The organism is Alkalibacterium kapii (genome assembly GCF_007988865.1).
Taxonomy (GTDB): Bacteria; Bacillota; Bacilli; order Lactobacillales; family Carnobacteriaceae_A; genus Alkalibacterium; species Alkalibacterium kapii.
In genome coordinates this window covers 16,164-37,917 of the sequence record NZ_BJUY01000011.1, presented here as the reverse complement: position 1 = coordinate 37,917, position 21,754 = coordinate 16,164, and the positions used below count along the sequence as shown (strand labels likewise).

The window sequence follows — 21,754 nt, the reverse complement described above, 5'->3', positions numbered from 1 at the left end:
AGAGGAGTAGAAAAATGAAATTGAAATCGGAAAATATACATGATTACGATATGAAAAAAGATATCTGGGACATTATAAAAAAGTGGGACACAATAATTATCCACAGACATGTCAGGCCGGATCCCGATGCTATTGGATCACAATGCGGTTTGAAAGAAATAATCAAAGCGACTTTTCCTGAAAAAACAGTTTATGCCGCAGGAACCTCTGTGGACCATCTTAATTATCTGGATACCATGGATAAAGTGGAAAGAGATCTATATGACCAAGCGCTCGTTATAGTTACTGACACAGCCAATATTGAGCGCATAGATGGGCAGCTTTACAAGATGGCTAAGCAATGGATCAAAATAGATCACCATCCCCTTGATGATCCATACGGGGAAGTGGAATGGGTCAACACGAGAGCAAGCAGCTGTAGTGAAATGATAGCTGATTTGTGGTTGACTTTTCCAGATGAGATCGAAATGACTGAAAAGGCTGCACGTCTTCTTTATGCCGGTATGGTGGGAGATACTAATCGCTTTTTGTATGATAATGTTACGCCATATACCATGAAAACGGCAGGAGAGTTGATGACATTCAATTTTTCTCATACAGAACTGAACAATAAAATGAATGAAATAGAGCCTCAGACTGGTAAACTGATGGGGTATGTTTTAGAAAACTTTACATTATCAGAAAAAGGGCTGCTGCACATCATTCTGACTCGGGATATTTTGAAGTCACTGGGCATTGAAGATGGAGATACCCATCCTATTGTACCTTTTCTCGGAAATATCGCTGGTGTAAGGATGTGGGTAGTGTTTGTTGAACAGCCTGAAGGTACTTACCGTGTACGTTTGAGATCTAAAGAAGTAGTTATCAATAAAATTGCAACAGAGCATAATGGCGGTGGTCATCCCTTAGCAAGTGGTGCTAGAGCGAAGAACAATGAAGAAATAAATCTTATTTTGGAAAAACTGACAAAAGCGTTAAATAAATAGATGATTTATCCTTCTTAGGTCGGATAGACAGTTGGTTTAAATATGTTAACCTGAATATAAAAGATAAAGAAACAGATCATTGAGGGATAATTATGAATGAAAATAACGTAAAAAATAAAATGAAGAATCACTTGAGTAATGTAAAAAAGCAGATCTCACCAAAAATCCGGCATCTATTCTTTTTGTTGGCTAAGAAGTGGAAAAAGCTGCATTTAACGAAGTGGATGATCCTGCTTTCTCTGACGACTGCTTTATTTTTCAGTGTCTATCTGGCCATTTTAGCAGAAAGCGCAGATGTTGACTCATTACATGCTGGACTAACCCAACCCACCACAGTGATAGATGATTCTGGTGAAGAAGCAGGAAGACTTTATGCTCAAAAAGGAACCTATGTCAAAACAGAAATGATATCAGAAAATATCAAAGATGCAGTGATTGCTACAGAGGATCAGCGCTTTAAAAAGCACAAAGGATTCGATCCGATTGGGTTAGGTCGCGCAGCTTTTGGTTATGTGATCAATAGGGGGCAGATTGTAGGCGGTGGAAGTACGATCACCCAGCAGCTTGCTAAGAATGCCTATCTTTCTGCTGATCAAACGGTTATGAGAAAACTCAAGGAGCTTTTTCTCGCGATTGAAATAGAGAAAAATTACAGTAAGGATTATATTCTTGAAATGTATCTAAACAATGCTTACTTCGGCAATGGTGTTTGGGGTGTTGAAGATGCTTCTTTAAAATATTTTGGAAAATCTGCTGATGAAGTCACTGTACCAGAAGCAGCTACGCTTGCTGCAATGCTGAAAGCTCCCAGTCATTATAATCCGATCGATGATTATGAAAGAGCAATCGAACGTCGGAATGTCGTCCTTAAACTAATGGAAAACACAGAGGTACTGACTGCTGAAGAGAAACAGACCTATCAGAATACAGGGCTTGATTTATCTGATAAATATGACCGTGAAGATAGTTATCGTTACCCTTATTACTTTGATGCAGTAATAAATGAAGCCAGTAATGACTATGGCATAGATGAAGAAGATTTACTGAATAATGGTTATACGATCTACACGTCTTTAAATCAAGCTTACCAGCAGGAAATGAATGCAGTATATGAGAAAGATCATTTATTTGAAACAGCTGCAGACGGAACCTTATCTCAGAGTGCATCGATTGCCTTGGATCCTAAAAGTGGAGGCGTAAAAGCGGTTGTTGGTGGAAGAGGCGAGTATACTTTTAGAGGATTGAATAGGGCAACACAAAGCTATAGGCAACCAGGTTCTGTAATCAAACCTTTAGGTGTTTATGCTCCTGCGATAGAAGAAGGTTATACTCCTTATTCAATGCTTATTGATGAAGAACTATCATACGGAGAAACAGAGTACACACCTACCAACTTGTCAGGCACGTATCAGGGTGAAGTGCCCATGTACGAGGCCTTGTCTAATAGTCTGAATGCGCCGACAGTCTGGCTGCTCAATGAAATCGGTATTGAGAAAAGTGTCAGCAAGCTGAAAAGGTTTGGCATAGATGTCGATAGTAGTGAACGGACTCTTGGGACACTCGCATTAGGTGGTGGGTGGAATAAAGGTGTCTCGCCTTTAGAAATAGCAAGTGCGTATAGTGTGTTCTCAAATGACGGAGTCAGAGCTGCGCCCCACTTTATCACAAAAATCGTTGATGCTACAGGAGCTATAGTCGTTGATAATACAGAAGTCAAAAAGACCCGCGTTCTCTCCCAATCTGTCGCTGATAAAATGAACAGTATGCTGTTAAGTGTTTTTGAATCTGGAACTGCCCGAAATAATCAGCCTGCTGGGTATAAAATCGCTGGTAAAACAGGAACCACTCAGACGGATACTGACGTTGGTGCCAATGATCAGTGGATTGTTGGCTATACACCGGATATCGTACTGGCCAGCTGGGCAGGATATGACCATAATGATCATCATCTAAGTACCTACAGCTCAAAAGGGATAGGGATGGTGCTGAAAGATCAAATGGAAAGCATACTTCCGTACACTGAAAAAACAACATTCCTGGTCGAAGAAGCCGGCGTAGAATATAAAGAAGAACAAGAGGAAACCTTCCTTGAACAAGTAACAGGCGGAATGGAAAAAGCAGGCGAGTTATTTAAAGAAGGCGCCTCACTATTCAAAGACAAAACAGAAAATATATTTGATCGATTCAGAAATAAAATGCGAGGCGAGTGAACCGAACTAAAACAAACTTTTCTGGTAACTGTTTTCTATTCATGATACACTTAAAAAGGAAGAAAAAACGTTCATTTAAGAACGTAAACTGAAGGGATGATAGAATGTCCGTAAATATTTATGACACGGCTAACCAACTAGAACAGGATTTAAGAAAGACTGATGAATTTCAAAGTCTCAAGTCTGCTTTCAAATCAGTAAAAGAAGATGAAGAAGCAAATAAAGTCTTCAATGAATTTAGACAAGTTCAGCAAATGATCCAGCAAAAGCAAATGAGTGGTCAGGAAATTACTGAAGAGGAAGCTCAACAGGCACAAGAAGTTTCAAAAAAGATTGGTGAGAATGCTCTGATCACTGATTTACTTGAAGCTGAAAAGCGTGTAGGACAAATGATAGATGACATCAATCAGACAGTCTTGAGACCCGTTTCAGAATTATATCAATAAAACTAACATGAAGGACTTGCTCTTTGAGTGAGTCCTTTTCCTAAAAACAGTTAAGAACATACGTGCCCCGTAAAAGGATGAATGAAAAATGGTGAAATACATACATGCAGCAGATATACATTTGGACAGTCCGTTCAAAGGATTGAAAAATATTCCTGAAGCACTATTTGATAGAATAAAAGCATCCACGTTTAATTCATTTAAAAATCTTATTGATGCTGCTCTTTATCATCAGGTAGACTTTGTTCTGCTAGCAGGCGATATTTATGATTTGGAGGACCGGAGTATTCGGGCTCAGGTCTTTTTGCGTAAAGAACTGGAACGCTTGAATGAGGCAGACATTGATGTGTTTATCATACATGGCAATCATGATTATTTGACCAATGATGAACTGCACTTATCACTGCCTGAGAATGTTTTTGTGTTCGGACCAAAAGTTGAAACAGAACTTATTGAGACACGACGTCATGAAAAAGTAGCAATCAGTGGTTTCAGTTATGACCGAAACTGGGTAAAAGAAAGAAAAATCACTGAGTATCCCTCTCGCGACCATACTAGTGATTTTCATATAGGTATACTGCACGGATTTATGGAAGGACATAATACAGCGCATGCACGTTATGCGCCTTTTACACTCAATGAACTTAGAGAGAAAGATTACGACTATTGGGCTCTGGGACATATCCATAAAAAACAACAGCTTTCTAAAGAACCGCTCATTTATTACAGTGGTAACACCCAGGGGAGACATAAAAATGAAACAGGCGAAAAGGGCTGTTTGCTGATCGAATTAAAAACAACTGGAGAAAGTGTCACGTTTATTCCTACTGCTGATATTAAATGGCAATCGATCGCATTAGATTTAACACTATTTAAGTCAATGGCTGAAATATTTGATGAAATAAAAAAATCACTCCCCAATAAAAAATACTCGGATACTCTTATCGATTTAAATTTGAAAATCTCCAAAAATACACCGGAAACAATAGTCGAAAGACTTCAGGATCCAGTTTTTTTAGACAATTTACAGGTGATTGAGGACACCTCGTTTACGTATATTGTTTCATCGAAAATCACACATGAAAATAACGAAGACCTGATTTCTTCGCTCGTTAACGCTTATCCAATGGCTTTCAGGAAAGCCTTGAAAGCTATCGATGAAGAAGATGAATTCAAAAAAATAACGCACGACTTTTTCTCGAAGTACGCCTATGCAAAATATGTTGAAAAAGATCAGGAAAATATAAAAGAAACCAGCTTGGATTTAGCAAAACAGATACTGATGCAGGATTTAGGAGAAGAAATCAGCCATGAAAATTAAAAAATTGATCATTTATGGATATGGAAAATGGATAGATACTGAATTCGATATCGACGCGTCGTTTCATTTGTTCTTTGGTGAAAATGAAGCAGGAAAATCAACCCTGATGTCTTTTATACACAGTGTATTTTTTGGCTTTCCTACCAGGCATAGTTCTTTAAAACGTTATGAGCCAAAAGAAAGTAGCCGCTATGGGGGGAAAATCATTATTTTGGATGAACGATACGGGGAAGTGAGTATCGAGCGTGTATCAGGAAAAGTAACGGGAGATGTCCATGTACAACTTGAAGATGGCACCACTGGAAGTGACTCACTTTTGCAGATGATTTTTCACAACAAATCCCGCTCATTCTATGAAAGCATCTATTCCTTTGACTTGAAAGGGATTGAAGATATCCAGAATATGGGGAGGGAACAATTGAGTCGCTTCTTTTTGAGCGTTGGAGCCTTAGGACATGAGAAGTATTTAAAGCAGGCAGATTACTACAATGCACAAGCCGATAAATTATTTAAACCGATGGGAAGAAATCCAAAGATCAATCAGCTTCAGCTGGAACTGAAAAATAGACAGATCGAGGTAGAAAAAGCAAAGGAAAGAAACGAAGCTTATATAAATTTAATAAAAAATCATTTAGAGAAAAAGGATCAAAGGGAAAAAATCGAACAAAAGCTGACTGGTATAGAAAAAGATTTGAATTATCTAATTGAATTATCGACGCATAAAGAAACCTTGGAAGAAGCTGAATCTATCGAACAGTATTTAAAAGGAAAATCTGACCTGAAGTTGCCGAAAGACGGCCTTTATCAATGGAAACAATTGAATAATGACATCGTAGAGTATCAAATGAAAATAGATGAACGTCAACTTAAACAAAAAAGTCTGCAGGATCAGTTTAAGCCTTCAAAAGAACTGATCCTGTATCAGGAAAATGAAGACAGCCTCAAACAATTCGAGAACAAGCTGGATTTCTGGGAAGATAAAGTCCATTTATTACAACTTAAAAAGAAAGATTTATCAAATGTTGAACAAACAATAACAGAGTTGAAAATAAGAGAAAATATCCCATTTTCTGATTCAATACCTGATGAACTCGAACCATCAGATATCGATTATTTGAATGCCTCACATGAACGATTGCAAAAATTAGACAAGTCACTCACAGAACTTCAGGAAAATAAAAAAAGTCTTCAATATAAAATCACTATCAATAATGAGATGATTGATAAAATCGAACCGAAGTTATTGCCCTTATCTGATTTTGCAGCATTGGATGAAATGAACAGTGAACAAGGATCTTTACAAGAAAAAAGAAGACTCACTTTCTTTTCAGTAATTCCTCTGTTGATACTTTTTATTTCAAGTGTTTATTTAGTCACAGTGGATTTATTGTATGCTGCCGTGACATTTGTATTGTTTCTGATGATTGCTTACGTAAGGCTGCGCAAATATATGAACTCAAAACAAAATGAGCAAAAAGATCAACAGCTCTTTTATGAACAAAGAAATCTGCGCCATCAATGGAAAGAGCTTTTGGCTATGAATGATGTCTATCAATCTGATCTCAGATCATCAGTAGACCAAATCAGCGAAATTGAAGCTGCGAAACAACAGATTCAGCAAGCTTTTAGCCAGTGGAAAAAAGATCATTCATTTGCAGAATCAATCTCACTTTTAAATATAAGCGAAAAACGAGCTATTTATAAAAATTTAAGAGGTCTTATTAAAAAAGCTTCAACGCTGAGACAAGAAGTAGAAGCGATAGAAACGCATTTAAATAAACAGTTGAACGAGTTTGAAAATACCTTGCACCGTACCTTCCTGGCAGAAAATGTGATAGAGAAATTTAAAGAGATGCGGAATATCTACAGAGAAATAAAAAAAGAACAACAAGCGATGCAGGATTATATTAAACAAACCGAAGCGGTTCAACATGACATCAATTATTTTGTTGAAAAAATAAATGATCTCAAGAAGGCAAAACAACAATTCCTGGAATCTCTGAATATTGAAAGGGAAGAAGATATATACGACCTTTATTCAGAACAAGAAACAATTCAGGAAAAAAAGAACAAGTTAGAAATACTGAAGGCAAAACTTCCTGTAAAGGAAGGGCAGGATGATATCAGAATTGAACTGACAAATCTGAATGCCAATAGGGACAGATTAAATAAAGATCGTGAAATGTTAGTCAAGCAGCAAAAAGATATTGAGAAAAAAATAATGTCAGATGAAATGAAAATAAAGCAGCTTGAAGATGGGGGGCTATACACGGATCTCCTTCAGAAATTTGAAAATGAAAAAAGTTATTATCAGGAGACCGTTGAACAGTGGACAGCACTTAAGACTGCAGCAGGGATTATTGAAAAAACACTGCATTATGCAAAAAAAGATAGTCTGCCTCAGGCATTATCAGTTGCTGAATCGTATTTCAAGTTTTTGACTGATAATAAATATCAGAAACTTTTCTTTGAGGGTGAGGATCTGTTTGCCGTCGATAAACTTGGCAAAAAATGGGGAAGTAAAGATTTATCCAGAGGGACAGTGGAACCTTTATATATTTCGCTTAGACTCGCTTTTATAAAAACAGCTAAAGATAAGCTGACATTTCCTATTCTGATCGATGATCCATTTGTCAATCTCGATAATCAGCGTGTCCAGAATATGTATCAACTGCTTTCTGAATTTGATGAAACGATTCAAGTCATTTTTTTCTCTTTTGATCCACGCGTAAAGTCTTTCACAAAAGAGTCGAAATGCGTATACTTAAACTAATAAGTTGACTAAGGAGCGATATGTTATGAAAAAGATATATGATTATCATAAAGACGAACAGGTAAGTCTGTATGTTCTTATAAAATCTGCAGAAGAAAAATTAACACGAACGAATAAGCCTTACTTATCTTTCATATTTCAGGATACAAGCGGTGAGATAAGCGCTAATTATTGGGATGCAAAGCCAAAAGATGTGGAAACTTTCAAACCTGGAACCGTCATTAAACTTGAAGGTAAGCGGGAGGAATATAAAGGAAATCCACAGATCCGTATCAAAGCCATTCGACTAGCGAAAAATGATGAACCCAATAATCCTGAATTGTATGTGGAACGCGCGCCAATCAATAAGGATAAAATGGTTGAAGAATTTAACCATGCTGTTTTTGATATCACTAATGCTAATATGAATCGGATCGTTCGTTTTATAATGAAAAAGTATCAGCATGATTTCTTTCAAAGTCCCGCTGCCAAAACGAATCATCATGCCTTCATGGGTGGGCTGGCCTATCATACAGTCAGTATGCTGCGTATCGCTCGCGCTTTATCTGAAATATACACCGAACTGGATATTTCCTTGTTATTTTCAGGGGTGATTTTGCATGATGTAGGAAAAGTGGTGGAATTAAGTGGGCCAACCGCTACAGAGTATACTCTAGAAGGTAAACTGCTGGGTCATATTGTGATGATCAATGAGGAGATCGTAAAAGCATGCAATGAGCTGAAAATCGACGAGAATAACGAGGATGTTTTACTGCTCAAGCATACCTTGCTCGCTCATCACGGTGAGCTGGAGTATGGTTCACCTGTCAGGCCACTTATACCTGAAGCTGAGATGATCCATTACATTGATCAGATCGATGCGAAAATGAATATGATTTCCTCCGCACTAAAGAAAACAGAACCCGGAGAATTTTCAGAACGTATATGGGCTATGAACAATCGCTCGTTCTATAAAAAGACATTTGCCCATCCTGATTCTTTATCAGAATAAAAAGCGAATGTTTTATGAAATGTTAGTGAAAAAATGAAAGTTTCGTTTATACGTTTTCATTTTTTTATCAGCTATGGTATATTTATCTAGGTACCGCTTGTTAATTCGTTAATAAGAGGAAATAAAAGTAAATTTAGGATGTGTATGAATGAGTATGAAAAAATGGTTAGTAGGCGCGATGGCCTGCTCGAGTTTGTTACTTGCCAGCTGTGCAAATGATGAAGGAGAAGAAGTCGCATCGACCGAAGCAGGGAAAATTCGTGAGAATGAATTATACGAACGAATGAAAAATGAACCAACACAAGGCGGTTTGACTTATGGACAGCAAATGCTTCAGCAAATGCTTCTGGAAGATATCTTGGAAAATGAATTCGAAGATGACGTAACAGATGAACAGGTAAATGCCGAATTTGAAGAAGAAGCAGAGCAATACGGTGGTGTTGATGCTTTTGAAGAAATGCTGGCTCAACAAGGATTATCTGCAGAAGATGTAAAAGAAAATATAAGAACGTCACTTTATGTTGAAGAAGCCATTATTCAAAATACAGATATGACTGAAGAAGAGGTTCAAAAAGCGTACGATGAATATGTTGTGGATGCCACAGTAGCCCATATTCTGGTTGAAGAAGAAGATCTTGCCAGAGATATCATTGATCAGTTAAATGATGGTGCAGACTTTAGTGAACTTGTAACTGAATATTCTACGGATACCGGTACGATCGATGCAGGTGGCGAATTGCCGCTGGAGCCTGGACGTTTCGTTCCTGAATTTGAAGAGGCTGCAGTTAAACTTGAAGAAGGCGAAATAACTCAGGAGCCTGTAAAGTCTGAATTTGGCTACCACATTATTAAAATGGTGGAAAAAGGAGAAAAAGGGACACTTGAAGAAGAACGAGAAACGATTGAAGACATGATCATTGAAGGTTACATGCAGGATCAGGAAATCGTTCAAGAGTCCATCAGCCAGGTCGTACAGAATGCCAACGTACAGATAGCTGATGATGAATTAGCTGGAGCTATGCAGCAGTTCTTACCAACTCCTGAAGTAGAAGAGACGGATGGTGAAGATTCAGAAACAGATGGAGATTCAGACACTGAGTCATCTGAAGAAGATTCAGAGAGTGCTGAGTAACCGGTACTTGTAAAAATACAATAAAATCAATAACACCTTTTCACCTCAGCACTTGTTACAAGGAGCTGGTAATGAAAAGGTGTTTTTAATGTAAGTGATAAATTTAGTTCGTAAGGTTATCAGTCGTTTTTTTAACTTCTGTCTGCATCTTTTCAGTTTTCTCCTGAATCCTGCGCAAACGTGGTTCAGCTTCATGCTGAAATTCTTTGGCTATCAGTGTCATTTCATCCATGACATCGTTTTGGACGAACGATATTTCTTTTTTAAGTGCATTAATGGAATCTTTCAAATCGTTTACATTATCAGAGACGACTGAAAGATGATCGGAAGTTTCATCTGCATAATTTTTCAACGCTTCCTGATTTTCTTTGCCGGAACGGGGAGTTTTGATCAAACCGTAAAGACCTCCCACAACTACACCGGATAGAGTACCTAACATAAAATGTTTCATATGAATCCTCCTTTATTCGTTTAATTCATTTTTAATATCGGTCATGATTTGGTCTAATTCTTTTTCAGAGTAATCGTCTGAATGGTCTTTCCATTTCAAGCCAAAACCGTCTGATTCACTGTACCTTGGTAATAAATGGATATGACTGTGGAAGACAGTTTGACCCGCTATTTCTTCATTGTTCATCAATACGTTTAAGCCCTTGCAGTCGGGGTCGAATTGCTTGACTGCTCTAGCTATTTTAGGAACTTTGCTGAAAACACGGGCAGCCATTTCATCTGAGTAATCCAGGATATTTCTGACATGCTCTTTTGAAATAACTAGTGTATGACCTTTAGTGACTTGAGATATATCTAAAATAGCAATTACATCATCATCTTCATATACTTTACGGGAAGGGATCTCTCCTTCAATAATTTTGCAGAAAATACAATCGTCCATATTAACCCTCTTTCAATCGTTTTGTCTGTATCCAGTTTATCATATAATAGAGGTAATTAATAAAAAGAAGCATGGAAATTAATTTTCTGACATTATAATATGGTAAAATAACTATAATAAGGAAAGAAAGGAACGTTTGGATGAGTCTGAGGATTGAAAATTTAACAGGTGGTTACAGCAGGACACCTGTGATCAAAGATGTGTCATTTAGTATAGGCGATGGAGAACTGGTTGGTCTCATTGGTTTGAATGGAGCCGGAAAAAGTACAACCATCAAACATATTATTGGATTAATGGAACCTTTCAATGGGCAGATGCAATTGGATGGAAAAACGTTGAAAGAAGACCCTGAACGATACAGGAAAAAAATCGGGTTTATTCCAGAGACCCCTCTACTTTACGATGAACTGACTCTGAAAGAGCATATTGAAATCACCGCCATGGCCTATGATGTCGAATTATCCACTGCTATGGAACGGGCGACTCCTTTGCTGAAAAAGTTCCGGCTGCAGGATCGACTGGAATGGTTTCCAAGTGATTTTTCCAAAGGGATGAAGCAAAAAGTGATGATTCTTTGCGCATTTATTACTGAACCGTCGCTTTATATTATTGATGAACCATTTTTGGGGCTTGATCCGATAGCGATACGAGATCTGATCCAGATGATGGAACAGAAAAAAAGAGAAGGTGCTTCACTGCTGATGTCAACGCATGTGCTGACTAATGCAGAAAAAATATGCGATAAATTTATAATTATCAATAACGGTGAGATTTATGCCAAGGGGACGCTGGAACAGCTGAGAAAAAAATTTGGCATGAGAGATGCCTCATTGGATGACATCTATACACGATTAGCAGATAAAGAAGGTTTTCTAAAATGACGATCACTGATTTATTCAAAGAAAGACAAACCAATTACTATAAAAGGATGTCTAAGTACTTAAAATATGTCTTGAATGATCACTTTGTCATATTGGTTCTCTTTCTAGGTGGGGCAACGGCTTTAGCCTACCAGAACTACTTGAAATCTATTCAAGTAGAGGCCGTTTTACCCAGGATGATCCTTATGATCATAACTGTCATTGCAGTATTTTCAGGCAGTATTCGAACACTTATTGAACCCGCCGACGCTGTTTTTTTGTTGCCGAAAGAAAAAGCGTTGAATAAGCTTATGAAAAAGAACATGGTTCACAGCCTAATTTTCCATAATTCCTACATGCTCCTATTGGGAGGGGTAGGGGCCCCCATACTTTTAGAGACTGATTATACAGGAAGGATTGGACTGGTTTTCTGGTTACTGTTTTTAGTGATCTGGAAAACTATTTACGGATTGTATATATATTATTCTTTGAAGCAGCATAAAAAGACAAACAATAAAAACGTTCTGATAAGCATGGTATCCGTTTTTCTGATTAGTCTCACGATCCTTCTTTTTTTCTCAGTTTCAATAGGCTTTATCACTTCTATTATATCATTCTTCTTATATTCATTTGTCGTGTTTAAATCCGATGAGAGAGAAAGCTGGAATTGGGAAAAATTAATTGAAACAGAACAAAAGCGTATTCAAAAAATTTATTCGATTATAAATCTATTTATAGAAACACCTTATTCTAAGCACAGAGTTAAACGATTAAAAAGTATGGATTTTCTGTACGCTATTCCTGTACTTAAAAAAGTTCCTGAAATATATTATCTCTCCCGCATGTTTATAAGAAATTATAACTTCAGCGGTTTGTATTTAAGATTACTCGTGATTGGAAGTATAGCTATATATTTCTCTGAGAACTGGATCATTAATAGCGTTATAAGTGTGCTTTTTCTCTATCTGACAGGCTTTCAGCTGGTTCCTTTAGAACAGATCATTAAAAAATCCATTCATTTCCGTCTATACCCAAACAGTGGCAATAAATTGAAGTCTGTTCAACAACTGATTTTAATGCTTTTAGTAATCAGTTCACTTGTATACAGTCTGTTTTCTTTTAACGCGGGGAATACCGCAGTGCTTGGGTTACTATTTTTGAACAGCGTCTTTACTTTATTCTTCACTTATCTTTATCTGCCGGCACGCTTAAAAGGATAGAGAAGAGCATCCATGTTAGAATACAAGAAAGTATTGAATGCAATAGTTCATGTGACCGTGTTTGGTTTCATATTGACTTTAAAAGATATGATAGTGCTTATATTATATTAAAAAAACTTTGAATACATTCAGCAAAATAATATACCAGGTTATTTACCATAAAAAGAACGTGCATGCGCTTGACGATAACTGAATTTCTTTTTACAATAGAGAGTGCATCAATGTCGTTACTATTGTTTGACTAATAAAAAAGGATTGAGTGAGTATGGAGCTGGAGAGAGAATCGGGGTGGCAACTACATCCTATTGGTGGAGATACAGGTCAGGCATATATGGGTACAAGAAATGAAGAACGTTTGTTTTTAAAACGCAATTCTTCTCCTTTTTTAGCAGCTTTATCGCTCGAAGGCATTTCTCCAAAACTTGTCTGGACAAAGAGAACAGGTAACGGAGATGTCTTGACTGCTCAGGAATGGTGCAGCGGACGTACACTTGATAAAAAGGAAATGTATAAGACCAATGTTTTTAATATTATAAAAAAAGTTCATGGGTCTCATAGTCTTAAACGTATGCTTATGAGATTAGGTGGCATCGTTCTGAACGCTGCGGATCTATATGAACAGACACTTTTCGATTTAGCTTTTGACCTTAGAAATCATCCTTTAATCAGAGAAACTTTAGTCTATATCAAGGAGAACATGCCTGAGGATAAAAACAGCGATGAAAAAGTCGTTTGTCATGGTGACATCTCGCATAAGAATTTATTGATGTCTACTGATAATCATCTTTATCTCGTTGACTGGGATTCAGTTGTCATATCGGACGCTTGTTTTGATATTAGTCAGCTCATGGAGCGCTATATTGATCCTCTGAATTGGGATAGCTGGCTTGATACTATCGAATTTTCCAGAGAGGAAATTTCAAGGAAAAAAATGTACTGGTATGGCTTGTTGAATCTGCTCAACGATTTAAAATATCACCACCAGAAACAGGATTATATAAGAATGAATAGTGAGTTACTCAAACTGCAGATGATATTAAATCAAATAAAAAATTAAAAGTAGGTCAGACCTCTGAGTCTGACTACTTTTTTAATGGAAGTAGAGGAGAATTAAAATGAGATTGCGTCACAAACCTTACGCAAAAGAAAAACTTGCTGAGTATGAGCAATATGTCGTTACTGAAGGGCTCGAACTTAAAGGACGATGGCAGGAAAGATTCGGGAATGAAAATCCTATCCATGTAGAAATCGGATGTGGAAAAGGACAGTTTATTATCAATATGGCAAAAAAACACCCAGAGATCAATTTCATTGGCATCGAGCTTCAGACTAGTGTCATAGTCAGTGCACTTGAAAAACAAATCGAGGAAAAACTGCCTAATGTCCAGCTGCTTCAGGCAAACGCCAGTGATTTAGCTGAATACTTTGAAAAAAACAAAGTTGACCGTATTTATCTGACTTTCTCAGATCCCTGGCCAAAAAATCGTCATGAGAAAAGACGCTTAACATACAAAACATTTTTAAACGTCTACGAGACGATACTAAATCCAGACGGAGAGCTTCATTTCAAAACAGACAACCAAAAATTATTTGAATACTCGCTGATCAGTTTTTCATCTTATTCTGCTGATTTGAAAGAAGTGTATCTGGACCTCCATCAAAGTGACGTAACTGAAAACGTCATGACTGAGTATGAAGAGAAATTTTCTAAAAAAGGGAACAGGATTTATAAAGCTGTTATTACATTTGACGGACAGTAAGAACAGAAAAGAGTCGAATCGCTTTGCAAAGCGATTCGACTCTTTTCATATTTCATTCAATGATTATACACGGTAAATATCTAATATACTGCCTGTGTAGGCATCAGCGATAAATTCATATTGTATCAATTCGTTATCTTCATAACGAGAGATACCACCGTAGTAAACATCTGTCTTATGGGCAAATTTTTTCCAGGGGACTTTGGTCAATTCTATCCAGGAACCGTCAATGGAACTTTCTTCGAGAAATTCTTTTTTCACCTTTTTTAAAATATCATCTGCTTTCAACGTCTTTCTTTTACTGTACATCTTGAATGAAAAAACGCCGAGCAGAAATGCCAAGGCAGAAACGATGTAAACAAATCCCCACTCTTCTGTAGAATAATCGGAATACTTTCTCTTTTTTGATTGGAACACAATGACTCCTCCTTTAATTTGTATGTTATGACCATTTTATCATACAAATGAGGCAAGTGTAACAGAAAACGAATACCAAAGCTTAAAATCCAGTGTGATTTTGTGTATAATAATTAAAAATGGAGCTTAAAATGCTCAATGAGAGGAACTGAAAAATGTCAAGGGAACAAAAAAGACTAAATACGAGAGAACTTATAAAAAGAACCACAGAATTGCAGGGAACAAGCGGCTTCGAGCATAATATACGTTCATTTATGCGTGAAGAAATGACGCCATTTGTGGATGACATAGATTATGATGGGCTAGGCGGTATTTTCGGCGTGAAAAAATCAGAAAATAAAGAGGCGCCAAAATTGATGGTCGCCGCCCATATGGATGAAGTGGGCTTTATGGTTTCTTCTATCACGGAAAAAGGGCTGATAAAAGTGCTCCCTTTAGGCGGATGGAATCCTTATGTAGTTTCCTCGCAGCGCTTTACTTTGCAGACAAGATCAGGAGATTATCCTGTGGTTTCATCTTCAGTCCCGCCGCATTTGCTCAAAAATAAAGAGTCTTCTAAATTAGCGATCGAGGATATTTTATTCGACGGCGGTTTCGAATCCAAAGAAGAAGCGGAATCTTTTGGAGTAAAACCCGGTGATCCGCTCGTACCTGATGTAGAAACGATCGAAACAGCCAACGGAAAATCTTTTATAGGAAAAGCATGGGATAATCGTTTTGGTGTGACACTGGTACTGGAACTTTTGAAAATGCTTGAGGGAGAATCCCTGCCGAACACCCTTATTGCCGGAGCAAATGTACAGGAAGAAGTAGGACTCCGCGGTACCAAAGGAGCGGTTAGGAAATTTGATCCAGATACATTTATAGCAGTGGATTGTTCACCTGCCAATGATTTAAACGGCAGCAAAGAAAGCTTCGGACGACTGGGGGAAGGCTTTTTACTGAGAATTCAGGATCCTGGAATGATACTGTCTAAAGAAATGAAAGAATTCTTACTTGATACAGCAGAAACGAATAACATCCCTTATCAGTATTTTGTTTCAAAAGGCGGCACAGATGCAGTGGCAGCACACCAGCTCAACCGGGGTATTCCGAGTGCGGTCATTGGTGTACCTGCGCGTTATATCCATACCCACCAATCCTTGTTCCGGATCGATGATTACGAAGCTGCAAGAGAAATGGTTTATCAGACGGTTAAAGCTTTTGACCGAAGCACTTTGGAGACGTTGAAAATCAGATAAGTGAAAATACGAAATTTAAGGAGAAATGAAATGTTTGTAAGTACGTACAATAACAACGGATTAAATGACACATTGATGATATTATTTGAAAAAAGCAGTAGTGATGAACAAGAATTTAGTAGAGTTGATGATTTAGTAGAGATAAAAAATAAAAAGACAAATAAAATAGTGGGATACAATTTATTTAATGCGTCCCAGACTATAAACAACTTAAAATCAGGACCTGTGTCTTTATCAAAAGAGGATATAAAAAAACTGAATGATATAATTAAAAAAGCCGGTTTCAACAAAATGATCGAACCGAAGGATGGTCCCGATTTTGTCGTGGGGTTCGTAAAGACTTGTGAACCAGTGGAAGGATCTGATCATCTAAACCTCACTCAGACCGAAATAGATAAAGGCAAGACTTTGCAAATCGTGTGTGGCGCTGACAATGTAAAAGAAAACATAAAAGTTGTTGTCGCTAAGGTTGGTGCGGTAATGCCTGATGGTATGATCATATGGCCCGGTGAGTTGAAAGGTGTTTCCAGTGAGGGAATGATCTGCTCTCAACGAGAACTTGGATTGCCTCAACAAAATAAAGGAATCATGATATTGGATGATAGCCATGATACAGGAGCTGAATTTCAAATCTAAACCATTTAGATTTAAGGAGGGAAACAATGTCTTCTAAATATACAGACTTTTTTGAAATGAAAAAGAGCAGTGAAAGAAATCAGAAAAATAAAAAAAAGAAGCAGGTTTCTTTTGACAGCTCCTATTCGCTTCCTGAAAATATAAAAAGTCGTGAAATTGTAGAAAAAGGATTTAAAGATTATTTAAGTAATCAGGATAATAAGAGAAGTAAGGGTTATATTTCTCCTCCTTTTGAAGCAAGTAAAGTTCCTTCTCCCATCTATGGGTATCATAAACCGAAAAAAGATACTCGACCAATCGTAGATTATAAGCAATTAAAAGATGAGATGAAAAAAGATAGACGTGATTTAATTTTATTTGAAGCGTTTATAACTGAAGAATTGAAAAGTGACTGGTTAGGTAAAATAAAAAATCAAGAGGACTTTGCAGAAAAAAAGCAAAACAGCAGAAAACAGCTCAAAGCAAAGAGAATACATGGTCTTAACCGTACGCTGGAGGATATTATTGAAGAAGAAAAAGGTGGAAAAAATCAGAAGCGAAACCACGTGCCTGGCTTTTTTAATAATAATGAGAATCTATATGAACCATAGTGTGTTTTCACAAAGTTGAAGCATGCCGATTTAAACTTTAACCTCGATGGACTAGCTTTTTTTAATCATTTATCATATAGTAGATAACGATATGATTTCAGCTTGTTTAGATACAATTGGAGGACTACTAAAATGAAACAGGACACGATATACCATTTTGTGGGGATAAAAGGGTCAGGCATGAGTGCCTTAGCGCTGATTCTTAATGATAAAGGCTACAAAGTGCAAGGTTCAGATATTAAAAAATATTTTTTCACTCAGAAAAATTTAGAAGAAGCCGGTATCCCGATGTATCTCTTTGATAAAGATAACATCAAAGAGAATATGACAGTGATTGCCGGTAATGCATTCCCAGACTCGCATGAGGAAATCGTACGTGCCAAGGAATTGGGACTTACTGTTACACGCTACCACGACTTTTTAGGTGAATTGAGCAACCAATATACGAGCATTGCTGTAACAGGATCCCACGGCAAAACAAGTACGACTGGACTTTTAGCTCATGTATTGAGTGGAATCAAAGAAACGAGCTATTTAATAGGTGACGGTACAGGCAGTGGTGTAAAAGATGCAGAATATTTTGCTTTGGAGGCATGTGAGTATAGACGACACTTTCTCGCGTATGAAACAGATTATGCTATCATCACAAATATTGACTTTGATCATCCTGATTATTTCGAAAGCATCGAAGATGTTGAGGATGCCTTTTCAGAGTTTTCTCAACAAATCAAAAAAGCGATATTTGCCTGCGGTGATGACGTAAGGTTGCAGAAACTTAATGCTAAAGTGCCGATTGTCTATTATGGGTTCGATGAAAGCAATGATTTTCAAGCAAAAAACATTGAACGTTCCATTCATGGATCATCATTTGATGTATATGTTCGAGGTGATTTTTATGGAAAATTCACGGTCCCGTCTTTTGGAAGACATAATATTCAAAATGCCTTATCCGTTATTGCCTTTGCTCATTATGAAGGATTAGATCAAGAAGAAGTTAAAGAACGCCTGCAGTCATTTGCAGGTGTGAAAAGACGCTTTACAGAAAAGAAAGTGATGAACACGGTCATCATCGATGATTACGCTCATCATCCTGCTGAGATAAAAGCAACATTAGATGCTGCCCACCAGAAATATCCCGATAAGGAGATCGTAGCTGTTTTTCAGCCTCACACATTCAGTCGAACGATCGCGTTGATGGATGAATTTGGAGAAGCACTTGATATGGCAGATGCCGTTTATCTTTGTGATATATTTACATCAGCCAGAGAACAAGAAGGAGCAGTAACCATACAGGATCTTCTGGAAAAAACGGAAAAAGGAAAAGAACTCATTAATCTGGAAGATATGTCGCCGCTGTTAAGGCATAAAAACGAAGTCGTAATTTTCATGGGTGCAGGGGATGTTGAAAAATTTGAACACGCCTTTGAACGTATCCTGAGTCAATCAGAAGCAATCAATTAAAAGTCATAGAGAAGGTACCATAAGAGCGGGAATGCCTGAAAAGCAGAGTATATTTCAGACATTATCGCAACTTCAAGGTACGTTCTCTTTTTCTATCTCACCAATTTTGGTACTATGGACTTAGGAAAAACAACTGGGAGTGGAATAAATTGTCCAATAATAAAAAACTGCTTTTAATAGATGGTCACAGTGTTGCGTTTCGTGCATTCTATGGCTTGCATAGTCAACTTGAACGAATGAAAAATAAAAATGGCCTGCACACCAATGCGTTATATGGTTTTCACAACATGCTTGAAGTTATTGTAGAAAAAGAAGCACCCACCCATGCACTTGTAGCATTCGATGCCGGAAAAACGACATTCAGGCATGAATACTTTGAAGAGTATAAAGGCGGCCGTTCCAAGATGCCTTCGGAATTTGCTGAGCAGATTCCCTACATGAAAGACTTGTTAAAAGGGTTCGGACTAAAAAGTTATGAACTGGTAAATTACGAAGCAGACGATATTATTGGAACATTATCTAAACAAGCAGAAGAACAAGGATTTGAGGTCGTAATTTTAACGGGTGACAGAGATTTGACTCAATTGGCATCAGATCATGTCCGTGTCGATATTACCAAAAAAGGAGTCAAAGATCTCAAAGAGTATACAAAAACCTCCATACAAGAAGAAATGGGAATAACTCCGGAACAGATAATAGATATGAAAGGACTCGCTGGAGATGCTTCAGATAATATACCTGGCGTGACGAAAATAGGTGAGAAAACTGCGCTGAAGCTGCTACATGAATACGGATCAGTGGAGAATCTGTATGAACACATTGATGAAATGAAAAAATCCAAACGAAAAGAGTATCTAATAAACGAGAAAGACACAGCTTTTCTAAGTAAAAAGCTTGCTTCAATCGACCGGGAAGCCCCTGTGACGCTATCACTTGATGAGCTGGACTATAGTGGTCAGAATATGGAAGCACTCATTTCTTTTTACAAAGAGATGGATTTCAATTCACATTTAAGTAAACTGGATACGAGCGAATACATGGAAGAGCTAGCCGAAGAAACTGTTGAAATCGATGTTACTTTTGTCAAAGAAATCGATGCATCCATGTTTAAAGAGGGGATGGCGCTTTATATTGAGATGCTGGACGAAAACTATCATTATGCCGAAATAATCAGTATCGGGTGGGGGAAAAAAGACAACCTCTATGTGACCGATCCACAAACAGCTTTTCGATCAGAAGCCTTTAAAGAGTGGATCGAAGATGAATCAATGCATAAAGTGGTCTATGATGCTAAACAAACCTATGTCTCTTTGAAAAAGAATGACTTTACAGTAAAAGGGATAGTTTTTGACATTATGCTTGCCTCTTATCTGCTTACAGCGGAAGACAGCAGTAGCGGAGATCTTGCGGATGTTGCCCTGAAACATGGTTATCAAGATGTGTCACCTGATGAAATGGTTTACGGCAAAGGCAAAAAAATAAGCAAACCGAAAGACGAAACGTTGATGCATGACCATGTAGCCCGAAAAGTTCTAGCAATAAATGTGCTTTCAGAAAAACTTGACAGTGAACTGAAAGAAAATGAACAAGAAGATTTATTGAAAAAAATGGAATTGCCTCTTGCTATGGTGCTTGCAGATATGGAGATACAAGGCATTACAGTGGATGCGAAACGACTTGAGAAGATGAAAGAGGAATTCCAGGAGACACTTGATAGAGTTGAAAAAGAAATATACAAAGAAGCCGGAGAAGAATTCAATATCAATTCACCTAAACAGTTAAGTGTCATTCTCTTTGAGAAAATGGGTTATCCAGTAATCAAAAAGACTAAAACAGGGTACTCAACCGCACAGGATGTTCTTGAAAAGTTGAAAGATCAGGCGCCAATTGTTAAATATATACTGGAATACCGTCAAATATCCAAGATCCAATCAACATATATTGAAGGCTTATTAAAAGTGATCGATCCAGAAACGAGTAAAATACATACCCGTTATCTGCAGACGGTTGCTCGCACAGGAAGATTAAGTTCAGTAGACCCTAATCTTCAAAATATACCGATCAGACTGGAAGAAGGCCGAAAAATACGCCAGGCCTTTGTTCCAAGAGAAAAAGGATGGAAAATTTATGCCTCCGATTATTCTCAAATAGAGCTGCGCATACTTGCTCATATATCAGAAGACGAACATTTTATCAAGGCATTTAATGATAATGAAGACATTCATACTACAACAGCTATGCGAGTGTTTGATATCGACAAGGCCTCTGATATTACAGCTAATATGCGCCGTGAAGCTAAAGCTGTTAATTTTGGGATCGTTTATGGAATCAGTGATTACGGTCTTTCTCAGAATCTGGACATTACAAGAAAAGAAGCACAGGAGTATATCGATACTTATTTTGATCGTTTCCCAGGAGTAAAGCAGTTTATCGATGATATCATTCGTCAGGCAAAAAATCAGGGATATGTTGAAACCTTATTTCACCGCAGACGGTACCTTCCTGAAATCAATTCAAGAAATTTCAATCTCAGATCATTCGCAGAACGCACTGCTATGAATACTCCTATCCAAGGGAGCGCTGCTGATATACTAAAAATGGCAATGATCGAGATGGATAAACGCATAAAAGAAGAGAATATGCAGGCAACGATGCTCCTGCAAGTGCACGATGAAGTCATATTTGAAGTGCCGGAAAATGAAATTGAAAAACTTGGAAAGCTTGTTGAAGAAGTTATGGAGAATACCGTTCGACTTTCGGTTCCGCTGAAAGTTGACAGTAATTACGGTGACAGCTGGTATGACGCAAAATAATAAAT

At 37.5% G+C, this 21,754-nt stretch carries 19 protein-coding genes; 16 read left to right on the top strand and 3 right to left on the bottom strand.

What is annotated here, in order from left to right:
* Positions 1-14 precede the first annotated feature (14 nt).
* The 7 genes from AKA01nite_RS05330 to AKA01nite_RS05300 all read left to right on the top strand — a co-directional run bounded on the left by AKA01nite_RS05330 (position 15) and on the right by AKA01nite_RS05300 (position 9,859).
* A complete protein-coding gene (locus AKA01nite_RS05330; protein WP_246116996.1) occupies positions 15-986 on the top strand; it encodes a DHH family phosphoesterase in 972 nt (323 codons plus the stop codon).
* A 92-nt stretch (positions 987-1,078) separates the two neighbouring features.
* Positions 1,079-3,196 (top strand): PBP1A family penicillin-binding protein, encoded by a 2,118-nt coding sequence (locus AKA01nite_RS05325; RefSeq protein WP_146924286.1) that lies wholly within the window; start codon positions 1,079-1,081, stop codon positions 3,194-3,196.
* 104 nt (positions 3,197-3,300) lie between these two features.
* Positions 3,301-3,642 carry a YlbF/YmcA family competence regulator gene (locus AKA01nite_RS05320; RefSeq protein WP_146924285.1) on the top strand — a complete coding sequence of 114 codons (342 nt, stop codon included), beginning with the start codon at positions 3,301-3,303 and terminating at the stop codon, positions 3,640-3,642.
* A gap of 88 nt (positions 3,643-3,730) precedes the next feature.
* Positions 3,731-4,963 carry a metallophosphoesterase family protein gene (locus AKA01nite_RS05315; protein WP_146924284.1) on the top strand — a complete coding sequence of 411 codons (1,233 nt, stop codon included), beginning with the start codon at positions 3,731-3,733 and terminating at the stop codon, positions 4,961-4,963.
* Positions 4,953-7,736 (top strand): AAA family ATPase, encoded by a 2,784-nt coding sequence (locus AKA01nite_RS05310; protein ID WP_146924283.1) that lies wholly within the window; start codon positions 4,953-4,955, stop codon positions 7,734-7,736. The genes AKA01nite_RS05315 and AKA01nite_RS05310 overlap by 11 nt, the downstream gene beginning before the upstream one ends.
* Before the next feature lie 25 nt (positions 7,737-7,761).
* Positions 7,762-8,727, top strand: coding sequence for a 3'-5' exoribonuclease YhaM family protein (locus AKA01nite_RS05305; protein WP_146924282.1), 966 nt, complete (start codon positions 7,762-7,764; stop codon positions 8,725-8,727).
* A 148-nt stretch (positions 8,728-8,875) separates the two neighbouring features.
* Entirely contained in the window at positions 8,876-9,859 is a 984-nt protein-coding gene (locus tag AKA01nite_RS05300) for a peptidylprolyl isomerase (RefSeq protein ID WP_146924281.1), read from the top strand.
* Positions 9,860-9,962: 103 nt separating this feature from the next.
* On the opposite strand, the gene AKA01nite_RS05295 is transcribed toward AKA01nite_RS05300, so the two are convergent.
* Both AKA01nite_RS05295 and AKA01nite_RS05290 read right to left on the bottom strand, forming a co-directional pair.
* The gene (locus AKA01nite_RS05295; protein ID WP_146924280.1) at positions 9,963-10,310 is read right to left on the bottom strand and encodes a YtxH domain-containing protein; all 348 of its coding nucleotides are present in this window, start codon (positions 10,308-10,310) and stop codon (positions 9,963-9,965) included.
* A gap of 12 nt (positions 10,311-10,322) precedes the next feature.
* Positions 10,323-10,751 carry an HIT family protein gene (locus AKA01nite_RS05290; RefSeq protein ID WP_146924279.1) on the bottom strand — a complete coding sequence of 143 codons (429 nt, stop codon included), beginning with the start codon at positions 10,749-10,751 and terminating at the stop codon, positions 10,323-10,325.
* 140 nt (positions 10,752-10,891) lie between these two features.
* On the opposite strand from AKA01nite_RS05290, the gene AKA01nite_RS05285 reads away from it, so the two are divergent.
* The 4 genes from AKA01nite_RS05285 (at position 10,892) to trmB (ending at position 14,591) form a co-directional block, all read left to right on the top strand.
* Entirely contained in the window at positions 10,892-11,632 is a 741-nt protein-coding gene (locus tag AKA01nite_RS05285; protein WP_146924278.1) for an ABC transporter ATP-binding protein, read from the top strand.
* Entirely contained in the window at positions 11,629-12,831 is a 1,203-nt protein-coding gene (locus AKA01nite_RS05280) for an ABC transporter permease (RefSeq protein WP_146924277.1), read from the top strand. Before AKA01nite_RS05285 ends, AKA01nite_RS05280 begins: the two co-directional genes overlap by 4 nt.
* Positions 12,832-13,096: 265 nt before the next feature.
* Positions 13,097-13,888: a phosphotransferase family protein gene (locus AKA01nite_RS05275; protein ID WP_146924276.1), complete on the top strand. Its 792-nt coding sequence runs from the start codon at positions 13,097-13,099 to the stop codon at positions 13,886-13,888.
* Positions 13,889-13,946: 58 nt separating this feature from the next.
* Complete coding sequence (trmB, locus tag AKA01nite_RS05270) at positions 13,947-14,591, top strand: tRNA (guanosine(46)-N7)-methyltransferase TrmB (protein ID WP_146924275.1); 645 nt, start codon at positions 13,947-13,949, stop codon at positions 14,589-14,591.
* Positions 14,592-14,654: 63 nt separating this feature from the next.
* Here the strand turns inward: trmB and AKA01nite_RS05265 are convergent, their stop codons facing one another.
* Positions 14,655-14,924 carry a PepSY domain-containing protein gene (locus AKA01nite_RS05265; RefSeq protein ID WP_246117000.1) on the bottom strand — a complete coding sequence of 90 codons (270 nt, stop codon included), beginning with the start codon at positions 14,922-14,924 and terminating at the stop codon, positions 14,655-14,657.
* A gap of 239 nt (positions 14,925-15,163) precedes the next feature.
* On the opposite strand from AKA01nite_RS05265, the gene pepA reads away from it, so the two are divergent.
* From pepA to polA, 5 genes are all read left to right on the top strand, one after another.
* Positions 15,164-16,249 carry a glutamyl aminopeptidase gene (gene pepA, locus AKA01nite_RS05260; protein ID WP_146924274.1) on the top strand — a complete coding sequence of 362 codons (1,086 nt, stop codon included), beginning with the start codon at positions 15,164-15,166 and terminating at the stop codon, positions 16,247-16,249.
* 30 nt (positions 16,250-16,279) lie between these two features.
* A complete protein-coding gene (gene ytpR / locus AKA01nite_RS05255; RefSeq protein ID WP_146924273.1) occupies positions 16,280-16,885 on the top strand; it encodes a YtpR family tRNA-binding protein in 606 nt (201 codons plus the stop codon).
* Positions 16,886-16,911: 26 nt separating this feature from the next.
* Complete coding sequence (locus tag AKA01nite_RS05250; RefSeq protein WP_146924272.1) at positions 16,912-17,475, top strand: hypothetical protein; 564 nt, start codon at positions 16,912-16,914, stop codon at positions 17,473-17,475.
* 132 nt (positions 17,476-17,607) lie between these two features.
* Positions 17,608-18,936, top strand: a complete 1,329-nt coding sequence (gene murC, locus AKA01nite_RS05245) for a UDP-N-acetylmuramate--L-alanine ligase (RefSeq protein WP_146924271.1) — start codon at positions 17,608-17,610, stop codon at positions 18,934-18,936.
* A 149-nt stretch (positions 18,937-19,085) separates the two neighbouring features.
* Positions 19,086-21,749, top strand: a complete 2,664-nt coding sequence (gene polA, locus AKA01nite_RS05240; RefSeq protein WP_146924270.1) for a DNA polymerase I — start codon at positions 19,086-19,088, stop codon at positions 21,747-21,749.
* Positions 21,750-21,754: the final 5 nt, after the last annotated feature.

Coding starts and splice junctions, on each gene's coding strand:
- AKA01nite_RS05330 (WP_246116996.1), top strand. CDS start 15: ATGAAATTGAAATCGGAAAATATACATGATTACGATATGAAAAAAGAT.
- AKA01nite_RS05325 (WP_146924286.1), top strand. CDS start 1,079: ATGAATGAAAATAACGTAAAAAATAAAATGAAGAATCACTTGAGTAAT.
- AKA01nite_RS05320 (WP_146924285.1), top strand. CDS start 3,301: ATGTCCGTAAATATTTATGACACGGCTAACCAACTAGAACAGGATTTA.
- AKA01nite_RS05315 (WP_146924284.1), top strand. CDS start 3,731: ATGGTGAAATACATACATGCAGCAGATATACATTTGGACAGTCCGTTC.
- AKA01nite_RS05310 (WP_146924283.1), top strand. CDS start 4,953: ATGAAAATTAAAAAATTGATCATTTATGGATATGGAAAATGGATAGAT.
- AKA01nite_RS05305 (WP_146924282.1), top strand. CDS start 7,762: ATGAAAAAGATATATGATTATCATAAAGACGAACAGGTAAGTCTGTAT.
- AKA01nite_RS05300 (WP_146924281.1), top strand. CDS start 8,876: ATGAGTATGAAAAAATGGTTAGTAGGCGCGATGGCCTGCTCGAGTTTG.
- AKA01nite_RS05295 (WP_146924280.1), bottom strand. CDS start 10,310: ATGAAACATTTTATGTTAGGTACTCTATCCGGTGTAGTTGTGGGAGGT.
- AKA01nite_RS05290 (WP_146924279.1), bottom strand. CDS start 10,751: ATGGACGATTGTATTTTCTGCAAAATTATTGAAGGAGAGATCCCTTCC.
- AKA01nite_RS05285 (WP_146924278.1), top strand. CDS start 10,892: ATGAGTCTGAGGATTGAAAATTTAACAGGTGGTTACAGCAGGACACCT.
- AKA01nite_RS05280 (WP_146924277.1), top strand. CDS start 11,629: ATGACGATCACTGATTTATTCAAAGAAAGACAAACCAATTACTATAAA.
- AKA01nite_RS05275 (WP_146924276.1), top strand. CDS start 13,097: ATGGAGCTGGAGAGAGAATCGGGGTGGCAACTACATCCTATTGGTGGA.
- trmB (WP_146924275.1), top strand. CDS start 13,947: ATGAGATTGCGTCACAAACCTTACGCAAAAGAAAAACTTGCTGAGTAT.
- pepA (WP_146924274.1), top strand. CDS start 15,164: ATGTCAAGGGAACAAAAAAGACTAAATACGAGAGAACTTATAAAAAGA.
- ytpR (WP_146924273.1), top strand. CDS start 16,280: ATGTTTGTAAGTACGTACAATAACAACGGATTAAATGACACATTGATG.
- AKA01nite_RS05250 (WP_146924272.1), top strand. CDS start 16,912: ATGTCTTCTAAATATACAGACTTTTTTGAAATGAAAAAGAGCAGTGAA.
- murC (WP_146924271.1), top strand. CDS start 17,608: ATGAAACAGGACACGATATACCATTTTGTGGGGATAAAAGGGTCAGGC.